This is a genomic window from Burkholderia sp. 567 (genome assembly GCF_040545115.1).
Taxonomy (GTDB): domain Bacteria; phylum Pseudomonadota; class Gammaproteobacteria; order Burkholderiales; family Burkholderiaceae; genus Burkholderia; species Burkholderia ambifaria.
In genome coordinates, this window is the sequence record NZ_JBEPLG010000010.1 from 105,431 (window position 1) to 131,044 (window position 25,614).

Genomic DNA, 25,614 nt, shown 5'->3' on the forward strand with positions numbered 1-25,614 from the left:
GGCGATGGTTGCGGAATTCAGTTGGCTGCCCGATTACGCGGAATTGTTCTGTCGTTCGAACTTCTCGTTCCTGCATGGCGCGTCGCATGCGGAGGAACTGGTCGAGCGCGCCGCCGAGCTCGGCTATCGCGGGATCGCGATCACCGACGAATGCTCGCTCGCCGGCGCGCCACGCATGCATGTCGCGGCGAAGGCGCAAGGGCTGCCGCTGATCGTCGGTTCGTTCTTCGAAGTAACGCCCGATGAAGTCGCCCCCGGCCACGATCCGGGCCCCGGCGCGTTCGGGCTCGTGCTGCTCGCGCAGAACCGCGAGGGCTACGGCAACCTGTCAGAGCTGATCTCGTGGCGGCGCATGGCGTCGCCGAAGGGCACGTACCGGCTGACGTCGAGGATGCTGTCGGCGCCGCCCGCGGAGTTCGCCCACTTGCGCGGCATGCCCGACTGCTTCGCGATTCTCGTCCCCACGTATCCGGTGCGCGCGGACGTACTCGATGCGCAGGTCGCCTGGTTTCGCGCGACGTTCGGCGCGCGGGCGCGACTCGGGCTCGTGCAATTGCAGCGCCCGCTCGACGGCGCGCAGCGCGAGGAGATTCGCGCGGCGGGCGAGCGGCGCGGCGTGCGCATCGTCGCGCTCGGCGACGTGACGATGCATCGGCGCTCCTGCAAGCCGCTGCAGGACGTGATGACGGCGATCCGCGTCGGGATGCCGGTTTCCGAGTGCGGGTATGCGCTCGCGCCCAATGCGGAACAGCATCTACGCGCGCGTGGGCGCATCGCGAAGCTGTTTTCGCCGGAGGAGCTCGACGAGACCTGCGCGATTCTCGATGCGTGCGACTTCAAGCTCGACTCGCTTCAGTACGAGTATCCCGACGAGATCGTGCCGAAAGGGCTCACGCCGACGCGCCATCTGGAACAGGAAACCTTCGCGGGGGCCGCCACGCGTTATCCGCAGGGCATTCCGGAGAAAGTCGAGAGGCAGATCCGCTATGAACTCGACCTGATCGCGCGGCTGAGCTACGAACCGTTCTTCCTGACCGTCTACGACATCGTCAAATACGCGCGCAGCCAGAACATCCTGTGCCAGGGCCGCGGTTCGGCGGCGAACTCGGTCGTGTGTTATTGCCTCGGCATCACCGAGGTGAATCCCGAGCAGAGCACGATGCTGTTCGAGCGCTTCATCAGCGAGGAGCGCGGCGAGCCGCCCGACATCGACGTCGACTTCGAGCATCAGCGCCGGGAAGAGGTGATCCAGCATATCTACGAAAAATACGGACACGATCGCGCCGCGCTCGCGGCGGCCGTCTCGACGTATCGGCCGCGCGGCGTGCTGCGCGAAACCGGCAAGGCGCTCGGTGTCGATCCGATGCTGGTCGATCGCGTCGCGAAGGCGCATCGCTGGTTCGACGGCAGTCGCGACCTGCTGCAGCAATTCGCGTCGACCGGGCTCGACCCCGCGACGCCGATCATTCGCGCGTGGGCCGAGCTGGCCGGTCGATTGCTGAACTTTCCGCGTCACCTGTCGCAGCACTCGGGCGGCTTCGTGATCAGCCGCGGCAAGCTCACGCGGCTCGTGCCGGTCGAGAACGCGGCGATGGACGGGCGGCGCGTGATCCAGTGGGACAAGGACGATCTCGAGGCGCTCGGGCTGATGAAGGTGGACGTGCTCGCGCTCGGCATGCTGTCGGCGCTGCATCGCGCCTTCGACCTGCGCACCGCGTGGCGCGGGCCGGAGGACGACGGCCAGCCGTTCACGCTGAAGCACATTCCGCAGGATGACGAAGCAACCTACGACATGATCTGCCGCGCCGATACGGTCGGCGTGTTCCAGATCGAATCGCGCGCGCAGATGTCGATGCTGCCGCGCCTGAAGCCGCGCAACTATTACGATCTGGTGGTCGAGGTGTCGATCGTGCGGCCGGGGCCGATCCAGGGCGGTGCCGTGCATCCGTACCTGAAGCGGCGCAGGATCAAGGCGGGGGAAGAGGAAGGGGAGATCACCTATCCGAGCGATGCGCTCAGGGACGTGCTCGAACGCACGCTCGGCGTTCCGATCTTCCAGGAACAGGTGATGCAGATCGCGATCGTCGCAGCCGGTTTCACGCCCGGCGAGGCCGACCAGCTACGTCGTGCGATGGCGGCCTGGAAGCGCAGGGGCGATCTCGGCCCGTATCACGACAAGATCGTGAACGGCATGCTCGAACGCGGCTACACACGCGAATTCGCCGAACAGATCTTCGAGCAAATCAAAGGCTTCGGCGAATACGGTTTCCCCGAAAGCCACGCAGCCAGCTTCGCGAAACTCGCCTATGCCAGCAGCTGGCTCAAATGCCACGAACCGGCGATCTTCCTCGCCGCGCTGCTGAACAGCCAGCCGATGGGGTTCTATCCACCGTCGCAGCTCGTGCAGGACGCGAAGCGTCACGGCGTGCAGGTCCTGCCGATCGACGTCACGCTCAGCAACTGGGAAGCGTCGCTCGAAGCGCTGCCCGACCAGCCGCCTCCGCACGGCCAGCCTGCCGTGCGGCTCGGCCTGTCGCTCGTGCGCGGCCTGGGCGAAGCCGCCGCGCGCCGGATCGAAGCGGCGCGCGCGGCCGGCCCGTTCGACAACGTCGACGTGCTGGCCCGCCGCGCGCAGCTCGAGCGCCGCGATCTCGAGGCGCTTGCCGCCGCGAACGCGCTCGTGACGCTCGCCGGCCATCGTCGCGATGCGTTGTGGCAGGCGGTCGCCGCGGCTCCCGAGCGCGACCTGCTCGCGGCCGCGCCGATCGACGAACCCGAGAAACCCGCGCTCGGCGCACCGTCGGAAGCCGACGACATCCTCGCCGACTACGACACCACCGGCCTCACGCTGAACCGCCATCCCGTCGCACTGCTGCGGCCCGCGTTGCGCGCGCAGCGGCTGTCGTCCGCGGCCGAGCTGCGTGATCGCTCCGACGGCCGGCTCGCGCGCGCGTGCGGCATCGTGACGGCCCGCCAGATGCCGGGCACCGCGAAAGGCGTGATGTTCATGACGCTCGAGGACGAAACGGGGTGCGTGAACGTGATCGTGCGACCCGAGCTGCTCGCGCGGCAGCGCCGCGAAACGCTCGATTCGCGGCTGCTCGCGGTGTCGGGCGTGTGGCAGGTCGTCAGCGACGTGAGGCACCTCGTCGCGCAGCATTTCGAGGATCTGACGCCGCTGCTCGGCGGCCTGCGCACGTCGAGCCGCGAATTCCATTGATGCCCGCGGGCGCCGTGCCGCCAGCCTCGCACGATGCATACCAGTCGGCTCAACTGGTTCTATCCGGCTCTCATATTCGCCGCCCAAAACCGGCCGAATCGCGCTCTGGAACTGTCCCCTTGCATACCAATCCGGGTAAATCCCTATCCCGCATCGCGTTGTAAACAAAGGCTTTCCCGCTACTAAAACGCTTGCCGGGCAAGGCTTCCGGCGATTTCCGTCGCGCTAATACCAGTTCGTTGACTGGTATTATGGTGGTTATATAATGCGTTCACTTTCGACGGTCCGAGATCGTCGTCCGACACCCGGAGGCACATGGAAACCGGCTGGTCCGAACTGGCGCCCGATCCCCTCGACGACACGCCGCTGTATCTGCAGCTCGCCCGCAACCTGGCGAGCGCGATTCACGCCGGCGCATGGCGGGCCGGCGAGGCGCTGCCGTCGGAGCGGCTGCTGTCGGGGTCGGTCGGCGTATCGCGGATCACGGCCCGCCGTGCGCTCGCGCTGCTGGTCGAGCAAGGGTTGATCAAGCGGGCGCGCGGCGCGGGCAGCTTCATCACGCCGCGTGTCGCCGATCCGCTGTCGCGTCTCGTCGGCTTCACCGCGAAGATGCAGCAGCGCGGCTTCGTGCCCGATTCGGTGTGGCTGTCGCGCACGCTGCGCGCCGCGAGCCGCGACGAGATCACGCATCTCGGCCTCGCGCCCGGCGCGACGGTCGCGCGGCTCGAACGGCTGCGCCGCGCGGACGGCATCGTGATGGCCGTCGAGCATTCGACGCTGCCGGCCGCGGTGGTGCCCGATCCGCAGGCGCTCGGCGCGTCGCTGTACGAATACCTCGACGCGCGCGGGATGACCGTGGTGCGCGCGCTGCAGCACTTTCGCGCGGCGAACGCGACGCACGAGATCGCGAAGTGGATGGCGGTGAAGCCGGGCTCGGCCCTGCTCGTGATCACGCGCATCGGCTACGGCGTCGATCAGCGCGCGATCGAAGTGACCGAAACGTATTGCCGCGACGACTATTACGACTTCGTCGCCGAACTGAAACGCTGACGCGCGAGACTGCCCGCGCGCCATGAGCGACGGAACACGACGAAGCGCAACGGATTTGCAAATCGCGACGCGGATGTCCGCGTCACCAGATCATCAAGAGAAACGTCATGCTGACTGGAAACATCCTTACCCCCGACGGCTGGATTCACGGTTCGCTCGATAGCGAGAACGGCCGCATCACCACGCTCGACGGCACGCCCGCCGATCCCGCGAAGAACGACGCGCCGTACATCCTGCCCGGCTTCATCGACCTGCACGTGCACGGCGGCGGCGGCGCCGACGTGATGGAAGGCGGCGACGCGATCGAGACGATCGCCCGCACGCATGCGCAGTTCGGCACGACGAGCCTGCTCGCGACGACGATGACCGCGCCGCGCGACGAACTCATGGAGGTCGTCGCCAATCTCGGCAGCGTCGCGCGCACCCGTACGCCCGGTGGCGCACGCGTGCTCGGCGTGCACCTCGAAGGGCCGTACATCAACCCCGGCAAGCTCGGCGCGCAGCCGGACGCGGCCGTGTCGGCCGTGCTCGACGAAGTGCTGAAGTACCTGTCGATCGCGCCGATCCGCGTCGTCACGCTCGCGCCGGAAATCGCCGGCCACATCGAGATCATCGGCGAGATGGCCGCGCGCGGCGTGCGCGTGCAGCTCGGCCACTCGCTCGCGACCTACGACGACGCGGTCGCCGCGCTCAAGCACGGCGCATGCGGCTTCACGCACCTGTTCAACGCGATGTCGCCGCTGCATCACCGCAATCCGGGCCTCGTCGGCGCGGCGCTCGCGCATGCCGAGTACGCGGAAATCATCCCCGACCTGCTGCACGTGCACCCCGGTGCGATTCGTGCGGCGCTGCGCGCAATCCCGCGCCTGTACGTCGTGACCGACAGCACGTCGGCCACCGGCATGCCCGACGGCGAATACCGGCTCGGCAGCCAGCACGTGACGAAGTGCCTCGGCGGCGTGCGGCTCGCAGACGGCACGCTCGCCGGCAGCACGCTGACGATGGACCAGGCGCTGCGCAACCTCGTGTCGCTCGGCTTGCCGATCGCCGACGTGTCGAACCGGATGTCGCGCTATGCGGCCGACTACCTCGGCATCGCCGATCGCGGCCGCCTCCAGCGCGGCGCATGGGCCGACCTCGTCGTGTTCGATCGCGACCTGAACCTCACCGCGACCTACGTCGAAGGAGAATCGATTGTCGAATATGCTTAACGAAGCGCGCGAGTCCGCCCAGGTCGTCGCCGCGCAACTCGCCGACACCACGCGCGTCGAAGCGCTCGCCGGCCAGCTGCTCGATCACCCGCCGGCCGTTGCGCTGACGGTCGCGCGCGGCAGCTCGGATCACGCCGCCAGCTATTTCGCGAGCCTGACGATGAGCCGCCTCGGCGTGCCCGTCGCGTCGCTGCCGATGTCGGTCGCGACGCTGCAGCAGGCGCCGCTGAAGGTGCAGGACCAACTCGCACTCGCGTTCTCCCAGTCCGGCAAGAGCCCCGATCTCGTCAACACGATGGCCGCGCTGCGCGAAGCCGGCGCGCGCACCGTCGCCGCCGTCAACGTGCTGCCGTCGCCGCTCGCCGACGCGTGCGAGCACCAGTTGCCGCTGCTGGCCGGCCCCGAGCTGTCGGTGGCCGCGACCAAGAGCTATATCGCGATGCTGTCGCTGTCCGCGCAGATCGTCGCGTACTGGCAGCGCGACGCCGCTTTGATGACCGCATTGCGCGGCCTGCCCGACGTGCTCGCGCAAGCCGGCCAGCTCGACTGGTCGCCGGCTGTCGCCGCGCTCGCCGATGTCGAGCGGATGATCGTGATCGGCCGCGGCCTGGGTCTTGCGATCGCGCAGGAAGCCGCGCTGAAACTGAAGGAAACCTCCGGCATCCAGGCCGAGGCGTTCTCGAGCGCCGAAGTCCGTCACGGCCCGATGGAGCTGATCGACCGCGACTATCCGCTGCTGGTGTTCGCGCCGCCGGGGCCCGAGCAGGCCGGGCTGCTGCAGCTCGCGCAGGACATGCGCGCACGCGGCGCCGCCGTGCTGCTCGCGGCGCCTGCCGGCACGCCCGGCGCGACCTTGCCGCTGGCGCAGTCCGCCCATTCGGCGCTCGACCCGATCGCCGCCATTCTTTCGTTCTACGTGATGGCGGCGGATCTCGCCGTCGCGCGCGGCCGCAATCCCGACACGCCGCGCCACCTGAACAAAGTCACCGAAACGCACTGATAGCCGAGACAGCCGATGAGACGCGCCGAGGAGTCCCAGTTGAAGAGTTCCACCCATGATCCGATCGTCCTGCATGCCCCGCTGACCGGGCCGATCGTCGCGCTGGCCGATGTGCCCGATCCGGTGTTCTCCGGCGGGATGTTCGGCGATGGCATCGGCATCGATCCGCTCGCGGGCAAGCTCGTCGCGCCGTGCGCTGGCGTCGTGTCGCATCTCGCGCGCACCGGTCATGCATTGACCATCACGACGCCGCAGGGCGCGGAAGTTCTGCTGCACATCGGCATCGACACCGTCGAGCTGAACGGGCAGGGCTTCACCGCGCATGTCGAAGCCGGCGCGCGGGTCGCGGCGGGCGACCTGCTGATCGAGTTCGACCAGGACGCGGTCGCGCGCAGCGCGCATTCGCTGGTATCGGTGATCGCGATCGCGAACTCCGACGCGTTCGAGGTCGTCGAGCGCGCGAGCGGTTTCGCGACCGCCGGCGAGACGCCGCTGCTGACGCTGCGCGGCAAGGGCGAGGCCGCCGCGCAGGCGGCGCAGGCCGGCGCCGCGGCGATGCAGGAAGTGCGCCGCGAGCTCGTGCTGACGCAGCCTGGCGGCCTGCATGCACGCCCGGCCGCACGGGCGCGTGAATCCGTGCGCGGCATCGACGCGACCGTCGACGTGCAGTTCGACGGCCGCAAGGCGTCGATCACGAGCGTCGTGGGCCTGCTCGGCCTCGGCGCCGGCGAAGGCGCGACGATCGAACTGATCGGCCGCGGCGCGCACGCGCAGCAAGCCGTCGAAGCGGTCGAACGTGAATTGCTGCGCGAAGCGCACGGCGAAGTCGAGGAGAAGCCGGCGCGGCTGCGTTCGCCCGCGCCGCAGATGGTCGTGCGCAATACCGGCGCGTCGCTCGACCCCAACACGCTCGCGGGCGTATGCGCGGCGCCCGGCATCGCGGTCGGCACGCTCGTGCGTCTCGACGATGCGGACATCGTGCCGCCCGAACAGGCGTCCGGCACGCCCGCGTCGGAAAGCCGCCGGCTCGACCAGGCGCTGAAGGCGGTCGATGCCGAACTCGACGAAACGGTGCGCAACGCGTCGGCGCGCGGCGCAGTCGGCGAGGCGGGGATCTTCGCGGTGCATCGCGTGCTGCTCGAGGACCCCACGCTGGTCGACGCGGCGCGCGACCAGATCAGCCTCGGCAAGAGCGCGGGCTTCGCGTGGCGCGCGACGATCCGCGCGCAGATCGACACGCTGTCGAAGCTCGACGACGCGCTGCTCGCCGAGCGCGCGGCCGACCTGCGCGACATCGAGAAGCGCGTGCTGCGCGCGCTCGGCCACACCAGCGGCGCGACGCGCGCACTGCCCGACGAGGCCGTGCTCGCCGCCGAGGAATTCACGCCGTCGGACCTGTCGTCGCTCGATCGCCAGCGCGTGACCGCGCTCGTGATGGCGCGCGGCGGCGCGACGTCGCATGCGGCGATCATCGCGCGCCAACTCGGCATTCCGGCGCTCGTCGCGGTCGGCGACGCGCTGTACGCGATTCCGGACGGCACGCAGGTCGTCGTCGATGCGAGCGCGGGCCGTCTCGAACACGCACCGACCGCGCTCGACGTCGAGCGCGCGCGCCACGAACGCCAGCGTCTGGACGGCGTGCGCGAAGCGAACCGGCAGTTGGCCGGTGCCGCCGCCGCGACCACCGACGGCCGCGCGATCGAGGTCGCCGCGAACATCGCGACGCTCGACGACGCGAACACCGCGGTCGACAACGGCGCGGACGCGATCGGCCTGCTGCGCACCGAGCTGATGTTCATCCATCGCCAGGCCGCGCCGAGCGCGGTCGAGCATCAGCAGAGCTACCAGTCGATCGTCGACGCGCTGCAGGGCCGCACTGCGATCATCCGCACGCTCGACGTCGGTGCCGACAAGGAAGTCGACTACCTGACGCTGCCGCCCGAACCGAACCCGGCGCTCGGCCTGCGCGGCATCCGCCTCGCGCAGGTGCGCCCCGACTTGCTCGACGATCAATTGCAGGGCCTGCTCGCGGTGCGGCCGTTCGGCGCGGTGCGCATCCTGCTGCCGATGGTGACGGATGCGGGCGAACTCGTGCGGCTGCGCAAGCGCATCGATGAATTCGCGCGTGCGCAGGGCCGCACCGAGCCGATCGAGGTCGGCGTGATGATCGAGGTGCCGTCGGCGGCGCTGCTTGCCGACCAGCTCGCGCAGCACGCGGATTTCCTGTCGATCGGCACCAACGACCTCACGCAGTACACGCTCGCGATGGACCGCTGCCAGGCCGATCTGGCCGCGCAGTCCGACGGCCTGCATCCGGCCGTGCTGCGCCTGATCGACATCGCGGTGCGCGGCGCGGCGAAGCACGGCAAGTGGGTCGGCGTGTGCGGCGCGCTGGGCGGCGATCCGCTCGCGGTGCCGATCCTCGTCGGCCTCGGCGTGACCGAATTGTCGGTGGATCCGGTGTCGGTGCCGGGCATCAAGGCGCGCGTGCGCCGTCTCGATTACCAGCTGTGTCGCCAGCGTGCGCAGGATCTGCTCGCACTCGACTCGGCACAGGCGGTAAGGGCAGCAAGCCGCGAGGTCTGGCCGCTCGACTGAACGTCGACGGCGGGCGCGCGACCCGTTTCACCACGAAAGCAATTCGTTCAACGACGATTAACGACGAGACATGGACTGGAGGACTGAATGGACGGGAATCCGTTTCTGAAGATACAGGGCCTGGGCCGGGCGCTGATGCTGCCGATCGCGGTGTTGCCGGTCGCCGGCATCCTGCTGCGGCTCGGGCAGCCCGATGTGTTCAACATCAAGATGATCGCCGACGCCGGCGGCGCGATCTTCGACAACCTGCCGCTCTTGTTCGCGATCGGCGTGGCGGTCGGTTTCGCGAAGGACAACAACGGCGTGGCGGCGCTCGCGGGCGCGATCGGCTACCTGATCGAAACCGCGATCATGAAGGACATCGATCCCAAGCTGAACATGGGCGTGCTGTCCGGGATCATCGCGGGCGTGGTCGCGGGGCTGCTGTACAACCGCTACAAGGACATCAAGCTGCCGGACTACCTCGCGTTCTTCGGCGGCAAGCGGTTCGTGCCGATCATCACGGGGCTCGCGTGCGTGATACTCGGCATCGTGTTCGGCTACGTGTGGCAGCCGGTCCAGCATGCGATCGACGCGGCCGGCCAGTGGCTCACGACGGCGGGCGCGATCGGTGCGTTCGTGTTCGGCTTCCTGAACCGGCTGCTGCTCGTCACGGGCCTGCACCACATCATCAACTCACTCGCGTGGTTCGTGTTCGGCAACTTCACGCCGCCGGCCGGTGGCGAGATCGTGCACGGCGACCTGCACCGCTTCTTCGCGGGCGATTCGACCGCGGGCACCTTCATGGCCGGCTTCTTCCCGATCATGATGTTCGGCCTGCCGGCCGCGTGTCTGGCGATGCTGCACGAAGCGCCGAAGGAGCGCCGCGCGATGGTCGGCGGCCTGCTGTTCTCGATGGCGCTCACGTCGTTCCTGACCGGCGTGACCGAGCCGATCGAATTCAGCTTCATGTTCCTCGCGCCGGTGCTGTACGTGATCCACGCGGTGCTCACCGGGCTGTCGCTCGCGATCTGCCAGCTGCTCGGCGTGAAGCTCGGCTTCACGTTCTCGGCTGGCGCGATCGACTACGTGCTGAACTACGGGCTGTCGACGAAGGGCTGGATCGCGATTCCGCTCGGCATCGCGTACGGTGTCGCGTACTACGGGCTGTTCCGCTTCTTCATCCGCAAGTTCAACATGGCGACGCCGGGCCGCGAGCCGGCCTCGGCCGATGCGGCGACCGAGTCGTTCGCGTCGGGCGGTTTCGTCGCGCCGGCCGCCGGTGCCGCGGCGGCAGCGCCGCGTGCGCTGCGCTACATCGCCGCGCTCGGCGGGGCGGGCAACCTGACGGTCGTCGACGCATGCACGACGCGTCTGCGCCTGAGCGTCGTCGATCCGGAGAAGGTGTCCGAGTCTGAACTGAAGTCGATCGGCGCGCGCGGCGTGCTCAAGCGCGGCGGCAACAGCGTGCAGGTGATCATCGGGCCCGAGGCCGACATCATTGCCGACGAGATGCGTTCGGCGATCGGCAGCGGCGCAAGCGGCGCCGCGGCGCCGGCCACGGCCGCGGCCGCGCAGCCGGTCACGGGCGCGGCGGCCGGCCCGCTCGATCCCGATCCGCTGCGCTGGCTCGCGGTGTTCGGCGGCGCGACCAACGTCGCGACGCTCGATGCGATCGCGACCACGCGCCTGCGTGTCGTCGTGCGCGATGCATCGGCGGTCGATCGCGAGCGCCTCGGTGCACTCGATGTCGCATGGGTGTCGCCGGACACGTTCCACATCGTCTGCGGCAACGCGGCGGCGCGCTACGCCGAACAGCTCGGCGCACGGCTGCCGTCGACGGGCGGCGGCGCGGCCGCGCAACCGGCCTGATGTGCTGAGACGGGCCCGGTCCGCCGGGTCGCAGGGCAGCAAAACGAAAACGGCTTGCGATGCGTCGCAAGCCGTTTTTCATTGGCGGCGCGTATGCGCGATGCGTTCGTCTGCATCGCGCACCGCGCACCGCGCACCGCTCAGTCGCTCAGTCGCTCAGTCGCTCAGCGGTCAGCGGCTCGAACACTCGATCCCTCGACCGCTCGTCGACTGATCGGCCGCTCAGCCGGTCAGCCGGTCAGCCGGTCAGCCGCTCAGCGATCAGCGGCCAGCCGCCAGCGGTCAGCGGTCAGCGGTCAGCGGTCAGCGGTCAGCGGTCAGCGGTCAGCGGTCAGCCGCTCGACCGCTCAGCCGCTCGACCGTTCACGGGTTCGTCAGCGTGAAAGTCGGCTTCCGATAGCCGATGCCGGCACGGTCGAGCTTCGGCAATTCGCGCTGCGTGACGAGCGTCGCGAAACCGGCCCAGTCGCGCTGCAGCGCGGCCGTGTCGACGCGGTGCGTGTCGCCGCGCTTGTAGCGCACGCCGGCCGCGTACGGCAGCTCCCAGTCGGCGCGGTGCCACGCGCGTTCGGCGAGCGCGAGCAGGCGCGGATACACCATGTACTCGAGGAACGTGTCGTTGCGCATCACCTCGCCCCAGGCCTGCCCCTGGATGCCTTCGATGCGCGGCGCGGCGCCCGTGCCGGTCACCTCGAACGCGTTGCCGTCGCGATCGCCCATCACCTCGGCGTTCTGCGGCAGGTTCTCCGGCGCGAGCGAGAACACCTTGTACTCGTCGGTTGCCTGCGAGCCCCAGTAATAGCCGCGCTCGCGCGGGTTCAGCGTGTACGGGAAGTCGAAGTACAGGTAATCGGGCAGCGCCAGCACCGTCTGGTAGCCCTTGCCGCTCAGGTCGCGCGCGCTGTCGGATGCGCCCCAGAAGATCGTGTCCCACAGCGACACCATCACATGCCGCGTGCTGAAGTCCTGCGGCCCGTTCGCATGCTTGATGCCGTCCTGCCACGCGGCCATCGTGCCGATCCCGTTCGCGTCGACCGCCGCGCTCACCTGTTTCGCGAAGCGCGTCGGCAGCTCGTCGATCGACTTGATCTCGCCGCGCTGGAGCAGCGCCGTGCACGCGGGCGAGCGCGCCCACGGCTTGTCCTGCGCGGCGAGGTCGATGCGCCCCTTGTTCGGATCGGTGCCGTTCAACGGCTGGAAGCCGCCGCCGAGCAGGATGTTCTTCGCTTCGTCGCCGCCGTAGTGCCAGATGCGCAGCGGCGCCTGCGCGTCCGCATGCATCGCCGCGATCTCGCGGATCACCTTCGACGCGAAGTTGAGCGCGCCCGGCACGCACGGGTTCAGGTCGCTGCGCCGGTCGTAGAACTGCACCGTCGTCAGGTTCGACGTGTCCTGCGGATCGAGCAGCCGGTACGCGTTCGCGTCCTGGTCGCGGCCGGCCGCATGCAGCCGGCGGTAGCGCGCCTCCATCGACACGACGGCCGCGCGCGCGTGCGCGGGCATGTCGATTTCGGGAATCACGTCGATGAAGCGGTCGGCCGCGTAGCGCACGAGCGCGACGTAGTCGGCGCGCGTCAGGTAGCCGCCGCCCGAGCGATTGTCGGGGCCGGAGCCGAGTTGCGGCAGCAGGCAGCGCGTCTCGCTCGGATCGTGGCAGCGGCGCGCGCCGATGTCGGTCAGCTCGGGCAGGCCGGGAATCTCGATGCGCCAGCCTTCGTCGTCCGACAGGTGCAGGTGCAGGCGATTGAGCTTGTACGCACTCATCTGGTCGATCAGGCGGCGCAGCGTCGCCGGCTGCTTGAAGTTGCGCGCGAGATCGACGTGCATCCCGCGATGCGTGAAGCGCGGCGCATCCTCGATGAGCAGCGCCGGGATCGTGCCGCCGCCGGCCGGTGCAAGCGAGAACAGCGTCTGCACGCCGTAGTAGAGGCCGGCGCGATCGTAGCCTTCGATGAGGACGCCGCGCGGCCCGATCGCGAGCCGGTAGCCGCCCGGCGTCGCGATGTCGGCCGGCAGCCGGCGCGGTGCGACCGCGCCGAGCACCGGCACGCGTGTGCCGTCCAGGCCGAGCGTCGTCGCGCGCTCGCGCAGCGCCGCGACCTGCGCGTCGGGCAGGCCGGCCAGCAAGAGCTCGACGCCGCGCAGATCGAGCGCGCCGGGCAGCGGCTGCTCGCGCTTCACGCTCGGCAGCGCGCGGCTCGCGTCGGGCCGCGCGGCGACGGCCGGCGCGTTGCCCGTCGAATTGTTCTGCGCGTCGGCCGGCAGCGATTCGACGTAGCGCAGCTCGTTGTCGGTGTCGTTGTAGCGGAGCACCGCGGGCGGCGCGCCGTCGACGACGACGTACGGCCGCGGAATCACGTCGCTGTAGCGCCGCACCCAGTATTCGGCGACGAACGGCAGCTCGATGCGTTCGCCGGGCGCGAGCCGTACCGATCCCGGCTGCGGCGTCAGCTCGTACAGGTCGCCGGTGAGCCGGCGCAGCGCGAAGCCCGGACGGTCGATTCGCAGCAGGCGGCGGATGCTGTGCAGGTAGAGCTTCCAGCCGCCGTCGGCGATCGGCTGGTGGCCGCGGTTCTGCAGAAAGAGGCGGCCCGTCGCGCAGGCCGCGCCGTCGGCGCCGAGGTCCGCACACGGCACGCCGGCCGCGGCCGCGTGGTTGTTGTCCACGGACACGCGCAACGCGAGGCCGTTCGACAGCAATGCAGCGAGATCGGCCGGCTGCATGGCCGCCCGGGCGGTGCCGGCGATCGCGCCGGCGGCGGTTTGCACCGGCGCGGCGCAGGTCGCGGCCGGCAACAGCGCCGCGATCAGCAAGCCGGTCAGCAGGGAGGGCAACGTGCTCTTCATTCGAACTCCTGAGAAAAAAGGGGGGCGTCGCGGCGTCGTGGGACGACGTCGCCGCGGTCGGGTCTTTCAACGGAGCTGCGGGGACACCAGCGCCCGGCGCGAGGCGGTCGCGCCGGACGTATTCGGCACGCGAGTCGCGTGCGTTACGGAACGGGAGGCGGACACGCGTGCCGATCCGATCGGCGAGGGCACGTCGGCGCGTTCATCGGGAAGGGGCGGCAGAGGGAGCGGCGTGGATGCGCACGTCGCCGACGGTATCGAGGTGGTCGCGCCCGACGGCAACGGCGAGCGCCGTCACCCGGCAAGCAGCTGCCGCACGCAAGCGGCGACGCGACGCGCACGCGCGCGCCCCACACGGGATTCGCATGTCTCCCCCACTCAAATGGATTCGGCCTGTTGGCGGCCGCGTCCAACGATCATATGAAACCTTTTATTGGTATTCAAGTGGTATCAATCTGGCGCTAAATTGGGATCGACCGGCCGCGCTCGCCCCCAACTGTCCGGACGAAAAAAAACCTCGCATGAAGCGAGGTTCGTTCCGGAGGCAGCGGCGGCGGGGCGAGATGCGCGCCGCCGCCGCGCACACGTCAGTCGCGGCGTGCGCGCACCGGCGCTTCCTGCGGCTTCTGCCGCGCTTCGAGCCACATCGCGTTGACGATGCCGAACGACAGCGCGACGCCGATACCGAGAATCCAGCTGAAATACCACATGATCCGACTCCTTGCGAAACGGTGGGCGAGGGCGCGTGCGCGCCCCCGGCCGGGTTCAATACATCGAGTGTTCGTTCTCTTCGAGCGTCTGGCGCGTGACCTTGCCGCGCATCACGCGATAGACCCAGCTCGTATAGAGCAGGACGATCGGCAGGAACACGATCACCGCGAACAGCATCACCTGCAGCGTCATGTGGCTCGACGTCGAATCCCACACGGTCAGGCTGCTGCGCGGGTCGAGCGACGACGGCATGATGAACGGGAACATCGAGAAGCCCGCGGTCAGGATCACGCCGGTGATCATCAGGCCGGTGCAGAAGAACGCCGTCTTTTCCTGTCGGGAGCCGGCGAGCAGCAGCGCGAGCAGGCCGCCCGCGATCCCGACCAGCGGCGCCGCCATCATCCACGGATACTCGCCGTAGTTCGCCAGCCACAGGCCGGAGCCGGCGGCGACGTCCTTCAGCAGCGGGTTCGCGACCGTGTCGTTCGGCGCGGCGTGCGTGATGTGGAAGCCGCCGATCGTCGATGCGACCAGCACACCGGCCAGCACGAACAGCACGACCGCCAGGAGCGCCGACACGCGCAGCGCGATCGACGCGCGGCGCGCGATCACGCCGTCGGTCTTCATCTTGATGAAGGCCGCGCCGTGCGCGACGAGCATCGTGAGGCTGACGAGCCCGCAGAGCAGCGCGAACGGGTTCAGCAGCGCCCAGAAGCCGCCGTAGTAGGTCACCCGCAGGTCGCTGTCGAACTGGAACGGCACGCCCTGCAGCAGGTTGCCGAACGCGACGCCGAACACCAGCGCCGGCACGAAGCCGCCGACGAACAGCCCCCAGTCCCAGCCCGCGCGCCAGCGCGGGTCGGGCCGCTTGCTGCGATAGTCGAAGCCGACCGGCCGGAAGAACAGCGCGAACAGCACGAGCAGCATCGCGAAGTAGAAGCCGGAGAACGACGCGGCGTAGACGAGCGGCCACGCGGCGAACATCGCGCCGCCGGCCGTGATCAGCCATACCTGGTTGCCTTCCCACGTCGCGCCGACCGTGTTGACGATGATGCGGCGCTCGTCGTCGGTCTTGCCGAGGAACGGCAGCAGCGCGGTCGCGCCCATGTCGAAGCCGTCGGTGACGGCGAAGCCGATCAGCAGCACGCCGACGAGCAGCCACCAGATCAGCTTGAGAGTTGCATAGTCCATAGCGATTCCTTGTTCCGTTGCGGGCGCGTGCTCAAACCGTGGCACGCTCGCCGGCGGCGATTTCGTGGTGATAGCGGCCGGTATGCAGCGACGACGGGCCGAGGCGCGCGTACTTGAACATCAGCTTGATCTCGATGACGAACAGCGCGGTGTAGAACAGGATGAAGCCGGCGAGACTCAGGTACAGGTCGCTCGGCTGCAGGCTCGACGCCGACAGATGCGTCGGCAGCACGCCGGCGATCGTCCACGGCTGGCGGCCGAGCTCGGCGACGATCCAGCCGAATTCGATCGCGATCCACGGCAGCGGAATCGCCCACACCGCGTAGCGGAGGAACCAGCGGCGGTTGTCCTGCAGCAGCTCGCGGCGCGCGCAGAACCAGAACGCGGCAACGAACGTCGCGACGAACAGGAAGCCCAAGGCCACCATGATCCGGAACGAGAAGAATACGGGCGCGACCGGCGGGATCGTCTTCTTCGCGGCGGCCTTGATCTGCTCGGGTGTTGCGTCCGTCACGTTCGGCGTGAACTGCTTGAGCATCAGCCCGTAGCCGAGATACTGCTTGTGTTGGTCGAACAACGCGCGGGTCGCGTCGCTCGTGTCGCCCTGCTTGATCTTCTGCAGCGCGCCGTACGCGAGCATCCCGCTCTGGATGTGCTCCTCGCTGCGCTTCGCGAGCTCGCGCAGGCCGATCACCGGCTCGTCGATCGAGCGCGTCGCGATCAGGCCGAGCGCGTACGGGATCTTGATCGCATAGTCGGTGCGCTGCGCTTCCTGGTTCGGAATCCCGATCAGCGTGAACGACGCGGGCGCCGGCTGCGTTTCCCATTCGGATTCGATCGCGGCGAGCTTCATCTTCTGCACTTCGCCGGTCGTATAGCCCGATTCGTCGCCGAGCACGATCACGCAGAGCGTCGCCGCGAGGCCGAAGCCGGCCGCGACCGCGAACGAGCGCAGCGCGAAGTCGACGTCGCGCTTCTTCAGCAGGTACCACGACGACACGCCGAGCACGAACATCGCCGCCGACACGTAGCCGGCCGACACGGTGTGCACGAACTTCACCTGCGCGACCGGGTTGAACAGCACGTCGAACAGGCTCGTCATCTCCATGCGCATCGTCTGGTAGTTGAACGCCGCGCCCACCGGGTTGTTCATCCAGCCGTTCGCGACGAGAATCCACAGCGCGGACAGGTTCGAGCCCAGCGCGACGAGGAACGTGACCATCAGGTGCTTGATCTTCGACAGGCGGTTCCAGCCGAAGAAGAACAGGCCGACGAACGTCGATTCGAGGAAGAACGCCATCAGGCCTTCCACCGCGAGCGGCACGCCGAAGATGTCGCCGACGTAGTGCGAGTAGTACGACCAGTTCGTGCCGAACTGGAATTCGAGCGTGATGCCGGTCGTCACGCCCATCGCGAAGTTGATCCCGAACAGCTTGCCCCAGAACTGGGTCATGTCCTTGTAGACCTGCTTGCCCGTCATCACGTAGACGGCTTCCATGATGACGAGCAGCCAGGACAGGCCGAGCGTCAGCGGCACGAACAGGAAGTGGTAGAGCGCCGTGATGCCGAACTGTAGACGTGACAGATCGACGACTTCGCTACTTATCATGGTGGTCTCCCTCGGTAGATGCAGGAGCCGGCACCGAGAGCAGCTTCTCGGCGACGACGGCAGGCGGCAGTGACATGTGCTCGGCCTGCGGATGATTGAAGAATGCGTATTTGAGCGACATCAGGAGGATCAGCTTGACGATCAGCACCAGCGTGATGTCGCGCATGAGGGTCGGGCCGCGCGCCCACGCGGCGATGCGCGCGCGCCAGCCGATCATGCCGGCGGCCTGCGGGGGAGGCGGCGCAGGCTCTTTGTTGATCGAGATCAAGGCGATTATCCTGAATCGATTTACGTGGGTTTTGGGGCGACTTTACGTCGGATTTATGACGGCACTTAAGCTGTTTTAATCCTTTTAAGCCGACATGCCAATTTTAAAACGCCGGCTTTCCGCTGCCGAGTGCCGCGCTGCGGCAGACCGTCGCGAATCGCGGGTCAAAACTTGAGGTAGATCAACGATATGCGGATGGGGCGGGAAACCGGCCGATAGCCGGTCAATAACGTCGATTAATTAGCGCGGCGACGCGCGAAACGACAGACAAACGACAGACGAAAAAAAACCGCTGCCGGTCGGGCAGCGGTTTTGGATGAAGCGTGCTGAATCGCGGATTTATGCGTATTCGGCGAGTGCGGTGCGCATCTTCTTCATGGCGCTCGCTTCGATCTGGCGGATGCGTTCCGCCGACACGCCGAATTCGGCGGCGAGATCGTGCAGCGTCGAGCCGCCCGAGCCGTCGTCGTCGACGTTCAGCCAGCGCGCCTCGATGATCCGGCGGCTGCGTGCGTCGAGCGCCTCGAGCGCCTGCGCAATGCCGTCCGTCTGCAGCATGTCGCGCTGACGCGCGGCGAGCACGGCGCTCGGCTCGTTGTGCGAATCGGCCAGGTAGGCGATCGGCGCATACGACTCCTCGCCGTCGTCCACTTGCCCCTCGAGCGCGATGTCGCCGCCCGACAGGCGCGTTTCCATCTCGGTCACGTCTTCGCGCTTGACGTTGAGCTCCTGCGCGAGGCCGTCGATTTCCTCGGGCGTCATCGCCTGCATGCTCTTCTTGTGGCTGCGCAGGTTGAAGAACAGCTTGCGCTGCGCCTTCGTCGTCGCGACCTTCACCATCCGCCAGTTGCGCAGGATGTACTCGTGGATCTCGGCCTTGATCCAGTGGATCGCGTACGACACCAGGCGCACGTTTTGCGTCGGGTCGAACCGCTTCACCGCCTTCATCAGGCCGATGTTGCCTTCCTGGATCAGGTCGCCATGCGGCAGGCCGTAGCCGAGATAGTTGCGCGCGATCGACACGACGAGCCGCAGGTGCGACAGCACGAGGCGGCGGGCCGAGTCGAGGTTGTTGTCTTCGCGGAATTCGGTCGCATAGCGGCGTTCTTCCTCGGCGGTCAGCAGCGGGATCCGGTTGACGGCCTGGATATACGCGTCGATGTTGCCAAGCTGGCCCGGCAACATCGATTGAGTTGCGAGCGCCAGCGAGCCTGCCGATTCGGCCTTGGCCGGCGTCGGGCTCAGGGTGTTCGGAAGGGTCAGGGCGTGGCTCACTAAAAAACTCCTTTGGAATCAGGGACAAACCCCTGGTCTCGGATGAGATTCCGGGGCCCATCTTAGCACTCCCGGAATCCGAGTGCTAATCCTTAGAGGGCGCGTGGGCATCCGAGTTCCCGGTTTTTCTATCGAACTTGTCGAGTCGATAGTCTAATTTGCGACCGGGGCTGCGAGGGGAAGTTCCGTAAACCGTTGTTTCTGATGGTAATCAGTAGACGTTTTCGATTTTTGTAGTTTTGGAAGCAAACAATTTCGCTTCGTGATGCCGATCCGAAAAGTCCTTTACCATACCATTCAGTTCGCTCGGGCCGGCCGCTGCGGCAAGGCTCCATTCAACCCGCAAAGTTGGAGTGTCAGATGAACAATAAGAAGAATCGCCGGTCCCGTTGCCGGCTTGCGCTGCATGCGCTGCTGGCGGCGTCGCTGCTGGGCGGATCGGGGGCCGCGTTCGCGGACCGCTGGGGGATCCAGGCGGGCGGCGGTTTTTCCGATCGCCACGGGATCGACAAGGCCGATCTCGCCGTGGTGTGGGATCCCGGCTGGAACTGGTGGGAAATCGGCGGCTGGCACTTCACGTTCGTGATGGAAGGCCACGCCGGCTACTGGCATACGGGCGGCAATGTTCACGCCAATATCGGGGAGTTCGGCGCGACGCCGATGTTCCGTTTCATCAAGAGCGCTGGCCAGGTTCGCCCGTTCATCGAGGCCGGCGCCGGCATCCGCTTCCTCACGCACCCGACGATCTCGAACGATCTGTCGTTGTCGACCTCCTTCCAGTTCGCGGATGTGGTCGGCGTCGGCGCGCAGTTCGGAGCACGCCAACAGTATCAGCTCGGTTACCGTTTTCAACATGTGTCTAACGCGGGTATCAAAGAGCCGAATCCTGGTATAAATTTCCACCAGTTCTACGTGCAGTACAACTTCTGATCCGCACGCCCGCGCACGGCGGGCGCGTTGCCGAGGAGTCAGGCGATGACGAAGGTGGTCGATGCGATTCGCGCACTCGAGCGCGATCGGTTCCGGGCGATGGTCGACGGAGACGGCGAAGCGCTTGACGCGCAATTGTCGGACAAGGTGTTCTTCGTGCACACCAACGGCAAACGCGAAACCAAGCAGCAGTTCATCGACGCAATCGTCGCCGGCCGCCGCCGCTATCGTCAGATCGAAATCCAGTCGCAGGACCTGCTGACCCTCGGCGACGCCACCTGCGTCGTCACCGGGCGCGCGCTGATCGAGATGGAAACGAACAATGGCGGGCTGGTGTTTCCGATCGCCTATACGGCCATCCACACCCACGAGCAGGGCCACTGGCGCCTGCTGGCGTGGCAGGCGACGCGGTGCGCGACCGAGACATGAGCGCGCGTGGCGCTCCTTTTCATGTCCCCACCGAAGCGGCCTCCTGGGCCGCTTTTTGCTGGCCCGTGCGACGCGGATCGCGCGGCGCACGGGCGGTCACGCCCGCTCCCTGACGTTCGAACCCTGAAGTGAAACGCGGTGCTCAGGCCGCCGCGCGTCGATCGGCGCAATGCCAGGCCGAGCGGTTGATCGCGCTGACGACCGCGTCGAGCGCGGCGCTCGCCGCGTCGGCGTGCACCCCGACGCCATGCCGCAGCGGCGCATCGCCGATCCGGCAGCCGACCGATACCGCGATCCTGCCGTCCGTCGTGCGCGCGTGTTCGCACGACGCGACGTCGATCGTCGCGCCTGCCGCCGTCGCGAAGGCCGCGGCCATCCGTCGCACGGCGTCTTCGGGCGTCGCGTCGGCCGGCGGCGCGGCCGCGATGTCGCGGTTCTGCCAGCGCGCGGCGTCACCGTGGCGCGCGGCCGGGCCGGCGGTCTCGAAGAACTCGCGGGCGAACAGCGCGCAGATCGCATCGCCGGTCACTTCCTCGCCGGACGCGTCGGCGAGCGTCTGCACCGCGTGGCTGAATTCGATCTGCACGCGGCGCGTCGGCGTGAAGCCCATCCCGCGTTCGAGCAGGAACGTCGCGCCGCCCTTGCCGGACTGGCTGTTCACGCGGATCACCGCGTCATAGCTGCGGCCGAGGTCGGCCGGGTCGATCGGCAGATACGGCACCTCCCACACCGCGTCGGGCCGCTGCTGCGCGAAACCCTTGCGGATCGCGTCCTGGTGCGAGCCCGAGAATGCGGTGAACACGAGGTCGCCCGCGTACGGATGGCGCGGATGCACCGGAATCTGGTTGCAGCGCTCGACCACGCGGCGCACCGCGTCGATGTCGGAGAAATCGAGGCCCGGGTCGATGCCCTGCGTATAGAGGTTCAGCGCGAGCGTGACGAGATCGACGTTGCCGGTGCGCTCGCCGTTGCCGAACAGGCAGCCCTCGATGCGGTCGGCGCCCGCGAGCAGCGCGAGTTCGGCGGCCGCGACCGCGGTGCCGCGATCGTTGTGCGGATGCACGGACAGCACGATGCTGTCGCGATACGCGAGATTGCGGTCCATCCACTCGATCTGGTCGGCGAACACGTTCGGGCTCGCGGCTTCGACGGTTGCCGGCAGATTGACGATCATCTTGTGATCGCGGGTCGGCCGCCAGGCCTGCGCGACCGCGTCGCACACTTCGCGCGCGAACGTCAGTTCGGTCATGCTGAAGGTTTCCGGCGAGTACTGGTAGGTCCAGTGCGTGTCCGGACGGGCCGCCGCATGTTCCTTGATCAGTCGCGTGCCGTCGACCGCGAGTGCCTTCACGTCGTCCTTCGACATCCCGAACACGATGCGGCGGAACGACGGGCAGATCGCGTTGTACAGGTGGACGATCGCGCGCGGCACGCCTTCGAGCGCGTCGAAGGTGCGTGCGATCAGGTCTTCGCGCGACTGGACGAGCACTTCGATCGTCACGTCGTCGGGGATGCGCTTGTCGTCGATCAGCTTGCGCACGAAATCGAAGTCGGTTTGCGACGCCGACGGAAAACCGACTTCGATCTCCTTGAAACCGATCGCAACCAGCATGTCGAAGAACTCCAGCTTCTGCTCGATGCTCATCGGCTCGATCAGCGACTGGTTGCCGTCGCGCAGGTCGGTGCTCATCCAGACCGGCGCACGCTCGATGGTGCGGGTCGGCCAGCGGCGGCCATTGAGGCGGACGGGTTCGAACGGACGGTACTTCTCTTGCGGGTTGCGCTTCATCTTCGGGACCTCGGGTCTCAAGTCGCGAGCGAAGACGGGCGGCAGGAGCGACGGTTGGCGCTGCCTCGCACCGTGGCGCGGGAAACGCGCCGCGGATGCGGATGATCTTCGCGAATCGACCGACGGATAGACGGACGAATGCTGACGACTTCGGGTTGTAAAAACTGCGAGAAGGGTGCTGCGAGGAACTGCTGGAGGGACCGTGCGGACAGCACACGGCGCTACGAGAGCCTTAGGCTAGTCGTAGCGATAGCGACCGCGCTAGGCGGCCGGAGGTAATTCGGAGGGTGTTCGGAAAGGAACGCATGGCGACAACTCTATGCCAGGATGCGTGCGCGTGTCAAATGGTCGGTTCAAAGGTCGGCGCGAAAGGGCCGACCCGGGGGGCCGTTCACGGTGCGGTCCGGACGATCCCCACGATCGTCGCGACCTGCCGCGCAAGCGCGTCGGGCACGGGGATCTCGCCGCGCAGCACGGCGTCCGTCCAGGCAGCTGTCGTCTCCGCGTCGCGCGATTCGGGCAGTGTGACGGGTGGCGCGTCGGTCGACGAGCGCTCGGCCTCGATCAGCGTGTCGCACACGCCATCGTGCAGCCAGTCGACCTGCACCTGGCGCCGCGTGTCGGCCGCCGCTTCGCCTTCGGTGCCGCGCGCGAGCAGCGCACCGCCGAGCGCGGCGTCCGGATGATCGCGGAACAGTTGCGCGAGGCTCTCGCGGTACGGCGGATGCGTGTAGTTGACGAGCCGCAGCCCGGCCGGCGCGAACGGCTGCAGAATCTTCACCAGCGTGTGCGTGGAGTTGCGCACGCCGAGCACGCGGCGCATCGACAGCAGGTGCGCGATGCGCGGCGCCAGCGCTTCGATCGGCGCGAACGCGACGCGGCGCTCGGCGAGCGTGTCCTCGATCGCGTCGTGCGACGTCGACGGCGCGATCGACAGCGCCGAGAAGATCTCCGCGCTCGTCACGCGGCCCGGATCGCGCTCGACGCCGTGCACGAGCACCGGCACCCCTTCCCGCGCGAGCAGCAGCGCGAGCAGTGGCACCAGGTTCGGCTGCTTGCGCGCGCCGTTGTAGCTCGGAATCGATACCGGGCGGAACGCGGCATCCTGCACGTGCACGGGTTCGAACGACGCCTGCGCGGCGGCGAGCATCGCGGCCAGTTCGTCGGCGCTTTCACCCTTCAGGCGATAGGCGATCAGGATCGCGCCGAGCTCGACGTCCGACACGCGGCCATCGAGCATCGCGCGATAGAGCTCGAACGTGTCTTCGGCGGACAGCGCGCGTGCGCCGTGCGGGCCCCGGCCGATTTCCTTGATGAAGCGGGCGCAAGGGAACGGCGAGGCTGCGGAGTCGTGGGGAGCGGTCATCGGCGTGGGGCGGGCGGCCGGCATCGGGCCGCGCTGTGAACGGTAAGGAATGCCCCGAGTATCGCATGGGCGCGGCTCGCCCAAACGCGCGGCCGCGCGCGTCGGCACCGCGCGGCGCGCTAAACTCGGGTTCCCGGCGGTGCGCTGCGCATCCCGTCGCCGGCCGAATACGACTACGAGAGACATCCCATGAAGCTCTACAGCTATTTCCGCAGTTCCGCGTCGTACCGCGTGCGAATCGCCCTGAACCTGAAGCAGCTGCCGTACGAAACGGTGCCCGTGCACATGCTGCGCGACGGCGGCGAGCAACTGAAGGAAGCGTACCGCGCGGTGAATCCGGATGCCGTCGTGCCGACGCTGATCGACGGCGATGCCACGCTGCAGCAATCGCTCGCGATCATCGAATATCTCGAGGAAACGCATCCCGAACCCGCGCTGCTGCCGAAGCAGCCGGTCGACCGCGCGTATGTGCGGGCGATCGCGCTGCAGGTCGCGTGCGAGATCCATCCGCTGAACAACCTGCGCGTGCTGAAGTACCTGAAGCACACGCTGAAGGTGCCGGAGGAAGCGAAGAACGAATGGTATCGGCACTGGATCGAGGCGGGTTTCGCGTCGCTCGAGACGCGCCTCGCGAACGATCCGCGCACCGGCAAGCTTTGCTTCGGCGACACGCCGACGCTCGCCGATATCTGCATCGTGCCGCAGGTGTTCAACGCGAACCGTTTCTCGATCGACACGACGCGCTTCCCGACGATCCAGCGGGTGGCCGATTACGCGTCGACGCTCGACGCGTTCAAGGCCGCCGAGCCCGGCGTGCAGCCCGACGCCGAGTGAACGTCGAGTGATGCCGCGGCCGCCGGCTGGCGCTTTCCGGCGCGCATGAAAAAGGGCGCCCGAAGGCGCCCCGTGCGATGCAGGCCGGCGGCGTTCAGTCGAATAGCGCGTCCGCGAATTCCACGGCGTTGAATGGCTGCAGGTCCTCGACCTTCTCGCCGACGCCGATGAAGTAGACGGGCACCGGGCGCTGCCGCGCGATCGCCGCCAGAATCCCGCCCTTGGCGGTGCCGTCGAGCTTCGTGACGATCAGGCCCGTGAGGCCGAGCGCATCGTCGAAGGCCTTCACCTGCGTGAGCGCGTTCTGGCCGGTGTTCGCGTCGATCACGAGCAGCACCTCGTGCGGCGCGCCGTCGTGCGCCTTCGAGATCACGCGCTTCACCTTCTTCAGCTCTTCCATCAGATGCAGCTGCGTCGGCAGGCGGCCGGCCGTGTCGGCCATCATCACGTCGATCTTGCGCGCGCGCGCGGCGCTGACCGCGTCGAAGATCACCGCGGCCGGATCGCCGCTTTCCTGCTGGACGACCGTCACGTTGTTGCGCTCGCCCCAGACCGCCAGCTGTTCGCGCGCGGCCGCGCGGAACGTGTCGCCCGCGGCCAGCAGCACCGACTGGTCGAAGCTCTGCAGATGCTTCGCGAGCTTGCCGATGCTGGTGGTCTTGCCCGCGCCGTTCACGCCCGTGATCATCATCACGAGCGGCTGCGCGCGGCCAAGCATCAGCGATTTCTCGAGCGGCTTCAGCAGTTCGACGAGCAGGTCGTGCAGCGCGCTCTTCACCTGCTGCGGATCGGTCAGCCGGCCCGTCTTCACTTTCTCGCGCAGCGCACCGAGCAGGTACTCGGTCGCATCGACGCCGGCGTCGGACATCAGCAGCGCGGCTTCGAGTTCTTCGTACAGATCCTCGTCGATCTTCGTGTTGACGAACACGCCGGTGATGCTCGAACCCGTCTTCGCGAGCCCCGTTTTCAGGCGGGTAAGCCACGATTTCTTCGCGGAGGCGTCCTGCGTCGGCGGCGGCACGATCTCGACCGCTTCGACGACGTCGTCGCTCCCGTCGTTGGTCGGCGTGACCGTCATCACGACGGCCGGCGCGGCCGGTTGCGGTTGCGCCGGCGCTGGCGGGGCTTCGATCGGCTGACGGGCATCGGCGGCGGGCGCGTCGGACGGCTCGTCCGGTTGCAGCGCGTCGGCCGATTGCGATTCCGTGGAGTCGGACTCCTGCGTTTTCTTGAATCGTTTGAAGAAGCTGAACATGGTCTGACGTCGGGAAGAGGGCGGGGCGCCGCGGGCTGGCGCGCGGCAGGGGCTGTCGGGCGTGCGCACGGCGGCCGAAACCGTGCATTTTATCAGTGCGGCGAGGCACTCGCGTCAGCCGGTGCCGCCGCTGTGGTAACGTGCGCCTGTTTGGCGGTGCGCCCCCGTGCGCACCCGGTC

General features: G+C 67.9%; 18 protein-coding genes. 9 read left to right on the forward strand and 9 right to left on the reverse strand.

The genetic code is table 11. The features are described 5' to 3' along the window. Positions 1–4 precede the first annotated feature (4 nt). From ABIC50_RS26440 to nagE, 6 genes are all read left to right on the forward strand, one after another. A complete protein-coding gene (locus ABIC50_RS26440; RefSeq protein ID WP_354167940.1) occupies positions 5–3,220 on the forward strand; it encodes an error-prone DNA polymerase in 3,216 nt (1,071 codons plus the stop codon). Between the two features lie 315 nt (positions 3,221–3,535). Further along, positions 3,536–4,270 carry a GntR family transcriptional regulator gene (locus tag ABIC50_RS26445; protein ID WP_011657990.1) on the forward strand — a complete coding sequence of 245 codons (735 nt, stop codon included), beginning with the start codon at positions 3,536–3,538 and terminating at the stop codon, positions 4,268–4,270. Between the two features lie 107 nt (positions 4,271–4,377). Next, on the forward strand, positions 4,378–5,481 hold the full coding sequence (gene nagA / locus ABIC50_RS26450; RefSeq protein ID WP_006755180.1) for an N-acetylglucosamine-6-phosphate deacetylase: 1,104 nt from the start codon (positions 4,378–4,380) through the stop codon (positions 5,479–5,481). Beyond that, a complete protein-coding gene (locus ABIC50_RS26455) occupies positions 5,474–6,481 on the forward strand; it encodes an SIS domain-containing protein (RefSeq protein WP_175723281.1) in 1,008 nt (335 codons plus the stop codon). Before nagA ends, ABIC50_RS26455 begins: the two co-directional genes overlap by 8 nt. A 15-nt stretch (positions 6,482–6,496) precedes the next feature. Then, positions 6,497–9,079: a phosphoenolpyruvate--protein phosphotransferase gene (gene ptsP / locus ABIC50_RS26460; protein ID WP_354167943.1), complete on the forward strand. Its 2,583-nt coding sequence runs from the start codon at positions 6,497–6,499 to the stop codon at positions 9,077–9,079. Positions 9,080–9,166: 87 nt separating this feature from the next. Continuing rightward, on the forward strand, positions 9,167–10,930 hold the full coding sequence (gene nagE / locus ABIC50_RS26465; RefSeq protein WP_354167945.1) for an N-acetylglucosamine-specific PTS transporter subunit IIBC: 1,764 nt from the start codon (positions 9,167–9,169) through the stop codon (positions 10,928–10,930). Positions 10,931–11,293: 363 nt separating this feature from the next. Here the strand turns inward: nagE and ABIC50_RS26470 are convergent, their stop codons facing one another. From ABIC50_RS26470 to rpoH, 6 genes are all read right to left on the reverse strand, one after another. After that, positions 11,294–13,777, reverse strand: coding sequence for a beta-N-acetylhexosaminidase (locus ABIC50_RS26470; RefSeq protein WP_354167948.1), 2,484 nt, complete (start codon positions 13,775–13,777; stop codon positions 11,294–11,296). A gap of 587 nt (positions 13,778–14,364) precedes the next feature. Further along, positions 14,365–14,487: a cytochrome bd-I oxidase subunit CydX gene (gene cydX, locus ABIC50_RS26475; RefSeq protein ID WP_006483737.1), complete on the reverse strand. Its 123-nt coding sequence runs from the start codon at positions 14,485–14,487 to the stop codon at positions 14,365–14,367. 55 nt (positions 14,488–14,542) lie between these two features. Next, positions 14,543–15,679, reverse strand: coding sequence for a cytochrome d ubiquinol oxidase subunit II (gene cydB / locus ABIC50_RS26480; RefSeq protein ID WP_229060862.1), 1,137 nt, complete (start codon positions 15,677–15,679; stop codon positions 14,543–14,545). Positions 15,680–15,710: 31 nt separating this feature from the next. Next, positions 15,711–17,288, reverse strand: a complete 1,578-nt coding sequence (locus ABIC50_RS26485; RefSeq protein WP_175662513.1) for a cytochrome ubiquinol oxidase subunit I — start codon at positions 17,286–17,288, stop codon at positions 15,711–15,713. After that, positions 17,278–17,556: a cytochrome oxidase putative small subunit CydP gene (cydP, locus tag ABIC50_RS26490; protein WP_471686026.1), complete on the reverse strand. Its 279-nt coding sequence runs from the start codon at positions 17,554–17,556 to the stop codon at positions 17,278–17,280. The genes ABIC50_RS26485 and cydP overlap by 11 nt, the downstream gene beginning before the upstream one ends. A 339-nt stretch (positions 17,557–17,895) precedes the next feature. Beyond that, positions 17,896–18,831: an RNA polymerase sigma factor RpoH gene (gene rpoH / locus ABIC50_RS26495; protein WP_006753294.1), complete on the reverse strand. Its 936-nt coding sequence runs from the start codon at positions 18,829–18,831 to the stop codon at positions 17,896–17,898. 360 nt (positions 18,832–19,191) lie between these two features. Here rpoH and ABIC50_RS26500 point away from each other — a divergent pair, with 360 nt between their 5' ends. After that, entirely contained in the window at positions 19,192–19,761 is a 570-nt protein-coding gene (locus ABIC50_RS26500; protein ID WP_354167951.1) for an acyloxyacyl hydrolase, read from the forward strand. Positions 19,762–19,806: 45 nt separating this feature from the next. Further along, the gene (locus ABIC50_RS26505) at positions 19,807–20,190 is read left to right on the forward strand and encodes a nuclear transport factor 2 family protein (protein ID WP_165752060.1); all 384 of its coding nucleotides are present in this window, start codon (positions 19,807–19,809) and stop codon (positions 20,188–20,190) included. A gap of 142 nt (positions 20,191–20,332) precedes the next feature. On the opposite strand, the gene leuA is transcribed toward ABIC50_RS26505, so the two are convergent. Continuing rightward, on the reverse strand, positions 20,333–21,979 hold the full coding sequence (leuA, locus tag ABIC50_RS26510; RefSeq protein WP_354167954.1) for a 2-isopropylmalate synthase: 1,647 nt from the start codon (positions 21,977–21,979) through the stop codon (positions 20,333–20,335). A gap of 391 nt (positions 21,980–22,370) precedes the next feature. After that, entirely contained in the window at positions 22,371–23,345 is a 975-nt protein-coding gene (ybiB, locus tag ABIC50_RS26515; protein WP_105833011.1) for a DNA-binding protein YbiB, read from the reverse strand. Positions 23,346–23,534: 189 nt separating this feature from the next. On the opposite strand from ybiB, the gene maiA reads away from it, so the two are divergent. After that, a complete protein-coding gene (maiA, locus tag ABIC50_RS26520; RefSeq protein WP_354167957.1) occupies positions 23,535–24,179 on the forward strand; it encodes a maleylacetoacetate isomerase in 645 nt (214 codons plus the stop codon). A 94-nt stretch (positions 24,180–24,273) separates the two neighbouring features. Here maiA and ftsY read toward each other — a convergent pair whose 3' ends face one another. Then, on the reverse strand, positions 24,274–25,434 hold the full coding sequence (gene ftsY, locus ABIC50_RS26525; RefSeq protein WP_126228535.1) for a signal recognition particle-docking protein FtsY: 1,161 nt from the start codon (positions 25,432–25,434) through the stop codon (positions 24,274–24,276). Between the last annotated feature and the right edge of the window lie 180 nt (positions 25,435–25,614).

Bases quoted from the DNA above. Each gene is read 5' to 3' on its own strand.
- ABIC50_RS26440 (WP_354167940.1), top strand. From the start codon at position 5: ATGGTTGCGGAATTCAGTTGGCTGCCCGATTACGCGGAATTGTTCTGT.
- ABIC50_RS26445 (WP_011657990.1), top strand. From the start codon at position 3,536: ATGGAAACCGGCTGGTCCGAACTGGCGCCCGATCCCCTCGACGACACG.
- nagA (WP_006755180.1), top strand. From the start codon at position 4,378: ATGCTGACTGGAAACATCCTTACCCCCGACGGCTGGATTCACGGTTCG.
- ABIC50_RS26455 (WP_175723281.1), top strand. From the start codon at position 5,474: ATGCTTAACGAAGCGCGCGAGTCCGCCCAGGTCGTCGCCGCGCAACTC.
- ptsP (WP_354167943.1), top strand. From the start codon at position 6,497: ATGAGACGCGCCGAGGAGTCCCAGTTGAAGAGTTCCACCCATGATCCG.
- nagE (WP_354167945.1), top strand. From the start codon at position 9,167: ATGGACGGGAATCCGTTTCTGAAGATACAGGGCCTGGGCCGGGCGCTG.
- ABIC50_RS26470 (WP_354167948.1), bottom strand. From the start codon at position 13,777: ATGAAGAGCACGTTGCCCTCCCTGCTGACCGGCTTGCTGATCGCGGCG.
- cydX (WP_006483737.1), bottom strand. From the start codon at position 14,487: ATGTGGTATTTCAGCTGGATTCTCGGTATCGGCGTCGCGCTGTCGTTC.
- cydB (WP_229060862.1), bottom strand. From the start codon at position 15,679: ATGGACTATGCAACTCTCAAGCTGATCTGGTGGCTGCTCGTCGGCGTG.
- ABIC50_RS26485 (WP_175662513.1), bottom strand. From the start codon at position 17,288: ATGATAAGTAGCGAAGTCGTCGATCTGTCACGTCTACAGTTCGGCATC.
- ABIC50_RS26500 (WP_354167951.1), top strand. From the start codon at position 19,192: ATGAACAATAAGAAGAATCGCCGGTCCCGTTGCCGGCTTGCGCTGCAT.
- ABIC50_RS26505 (WP_165752060.1), top strand. From the start codon at position 19,807: ATGACGAAGGTGGTCGATGCGATTCGCGCACTCGAGCGCGATCGGTTC.
- leuA (WP_354167954.1), bottom strand. From the start codon at position 21,979: ATGAAGCGCAACCCGCAAGAGAAGTACCGTCCGTTCGAACCCGTCCGC.
- ybiB (WP_105833011.1), bottom strand. From the start codon at position 23,345: ATGACCGCTCCCCACGACTCCGCAGCCTCGCCGTTCCCTTGCGCCCGC.
- maiA (WP_354167957.1), top strand. From the start codon at position 23,535: ATGAAGCTCTACAGCTATTTCCGCAGTTCCGCGTCGTACCGCGTGCGA.
- ftsY (WP_126228535.1), bottom strand. From the start codon at position 25,434: ATGTTCAGCTTCTTCAAACGATTCAAGAAAACGCAGGAGTCCGACTCC.